The organism is Armatimonas sp., from assembly GCF_031410135.1.
GTDB lineage: Bacteria > Armatimonadota > Armatimonadia > Armatimonadales > Armatimonadaceae > Armatimonas.
The window spans coordinates 1-2,606 of sequence record NZ_JANNYP010000376.1 but is presented as its reverse complement, the minus strand read 5'-3'; the positions used below and the strand labels follow the sequence as shown (position 1 = coordinate 2,606).

Sequence of the window (2,606 nt, the reverse complement as noted above, 5' to 3'; positions counted from 1 at the left end):
TTCTTGGGATATACTTTCTAGCATCAGGGCCGCCTTGGGAAAGATTTAGCGTGAGAACTTGATCTTACCCGACGGCCTTGATGCTTCAGAAACCAACCCCACTATTTGTCAAAGAGCCATAAATACTTGTACAAACTGAATTTATCAAAAATTGCACATTAGAATTTTTAACTCCAAATGGTAAAGCACGTCCTCTAGTTCTTTCAGTATTATTTCTAAAAAATGGAGAGTAGTATATGAAGCCATTGGTAAATCCATTTGATTCTAAAACACCCGGAACCCCGAAGGGCTTATCTACCACGCATGAGTCGGATAACTCAATCGTCGGTTTCGCCGGAGCGGGTGTGCCGTCCTGTGCAATCGCGGCATGAGTGAGAACCGAAGGCAAAATCAGAGCAGATTTTAGCAGGTCGCGGCGAGTGTGCATGGGATCAAAATAACCTTGTATGGGATGTATTGAAAGAATTATAGCATGTTATTGCATGCCGCTCCCAGCGGCCATCAGCATATCATATTCGCGTGCTGTCAAGGCCATCAAAAAGCAGCCACTCACTTAGAGCCGAAAAGCCGAGTGAGGCTCTGGAGTAGGAGTGTCCAGGCCAGAAAGAGCGAGAGCTAGCGCGACGAAGCCATAAGCTGACGGTATCGTACCCTAAACCACCCTCTTACTTCGCGAAGCGGGAGGTGGCTACAGCGTCTGAAGTTCCCACTCGCGGTGTGGGCCATCAAGCAGCAAGCTAACGTTATTGAGGATATTTCGCCCCAGAATGCCCTGAGGTTGGTCAATTACAAGGAACTGGCCGCGAAAAGTCTTACCCATCCAAAGCAGTGAGAGACGCACCGCGACGGCGACGCTGGTTGAGCCATCGAAGCCTGCCAGCTCGTAGCTCGCCTCGGGTTCGGCTGGAAGCTCCAGTGCCTCAATCGCCCAGCGTGGCAAGAGAGTTACGTCGGCTCCCGTGTCCATCAGAAGCGGCACATCAGTTTGTGACTTCGCTCCGTCAGGAGACTGAAGCGTGACCCAAGCCACAGGAGCGGGTGGATCGTGGTGCTCGCCATCGTAGCTGGTGCGCACGCCTTAGCTGACCTCCATCACAAAGTCAGCAACATCGGCAGGGTTCTTCAAGTGGGGCGTGCGAATCTTCTTTGTCTCGGGCAGCTCAGGGAGTTTTGGCTGGGGAACCACCACATACACCCGCGTCTGTTCGGGCAGCGAGACGGGCTCCAACAAACGGAGCTTCCCGTTTTCCACAATGGCCTCGTAGGTGACAACCGACATCTTGATTACCTCCCCCCCAGTTTATCACTCAGAGCAGGCTCATTGGGTCAAGATCAATGGTCATTCCTGACTTATCCGAGGCGGTGAGGGAGAGGAGGGCACGGCGCAGATACGCCCGGAGTGCCTCGCCGTCGGCGCACTTGAGCAGGAGATGCCAGCGGTACTTTCCCTTGAGGCGCGAGAGCGGACACGGCGCGGGGCCGAGAACTTTGAGGCCGTCGCAGTCCTCTAAGCGATTGGCAAGGGCACGCAGGCGCACTTCCGGAAGGCGCTCGTCTTCGTCGGTGGCGATGATATTGGCGAGCCGCGCAAACGGCGGGTAGCCCAGCTCCTCCCGAAAGACGATCTCGCGCTTATAGAATAGCTCGTAGTCGTGCTCAGCGGCAGCGGTGATGGACTCATGCTCCGGGTTGAAGCTCTGAACCACCACATGGCCCGGCTTGCGCCCACGCCCCGCACGGCCTGCGACTTGGGTCAGGAGCTGGAAGGCCCGCTCACTGGCACGAAAGTCCGGGAGGTTGAGCGCGGTATCGGCGGAGATCACCCCGACGAGGGTGACACCCGCAAAGTCTAGGCCCTTTGCCACCATCTGCGTCCCGATCAGAATATCCGCCTCGCCCGCCCGGAACTGGCGCAGCATCTTCATGTGGGCGTTTTTCTCTTGTGTCGTGTCCCGATCCATGCGAATCACCCGCGCCTCGGGGAACGCCTTCTTGATCTCTTCCTCGATCTTCTCGGTGCCGATGCCAAACGGGCGCAGGCGGTTGCCGCTGCACTTGGGGCACATGTCGGGCGCGGGGCGCTCGTAGTTGCAGTGGTGGCAGACCAGCTTGGCGGCACGCTGGTGATAGGTCAGCGAGACCTCGCAGTCGGGGCAGCGGGTGGTGTAGCCACAGTCGCGGCAGAGCAGAAACATCGAGAAGCCGCGCCGGTTGAGAAAGAGAATGGTCTGCTCGTGTTTTTCCAGGCCTTGCGTAATGCCGTCGAGGAGTGGCTGGGCAAAGAGCGCGGGCTGGTTCTTCTTAAAGCCCTCGCGCAGATCCACGATCTCGACGGAAGGCAGAGGGCGTGAGAGTGCCCTCTCTCGCAAGGGCAGGAAGCCATACTCGCCTTTTTCGGCCTTGTAGAACGTCTCCACCGACGGTGTCGCGGAGCCCAGAATCACCGTCGCGCCGGTGGCTCTCGCCCGCGCAATCGCCACTTCTCTTGCGTGGTAGCGGGGCGCGGGCTGGTCTTGCTTGTAGCTGCTCTCGTGCTCCTCGTCCACCACGATCAGGCCGACATTGGGCAAGGGGCAAAAAATCGCAGAGCGTGCCCCGACCACCAC

Annotated in this window: 3 protein-coding genes; all 3 read right to left on the bottom strand. The window is 57.6% G+C overall.

Going from position 1 to position 2,606, the window contains the following annotated elements:
- Positions 1-688 precede the first annotated feature (688 nt).
- Positions 689-1,075, bottom strand: a complete 387-nt coding sequence (locus RMO15_RS13750; RefSeq protein WP_309713581.1) for a retropepsin-like aspartic protease — start codon at positions 1,073-1,075, stop codon at positions 689-691.
- Between the two features lie 3 nt (positions 1,076-1,078).
- Positions 1,079-1,279 carry an antitoxin family protein gene (locus RMO15_RS13745; protein ID WP_309713578.1) on the bottom strand — a complete coding sequence of 67 codons (201 nt, stop codon included), beginning with the start codon at positions 1,277-1,279 and terminating at the stop codon, positions 1,079-1,081.
- Positions 1,280-1,307: 28 nt separating this feature from the next.
- Positions 1,308-2,606: primosomal protein N' (gene priA / locus RMO15_RS13740; protein WP_309713574.1), on the bottom strand; the 1,299-nt coding region annotated here is incomplete at its 5' end.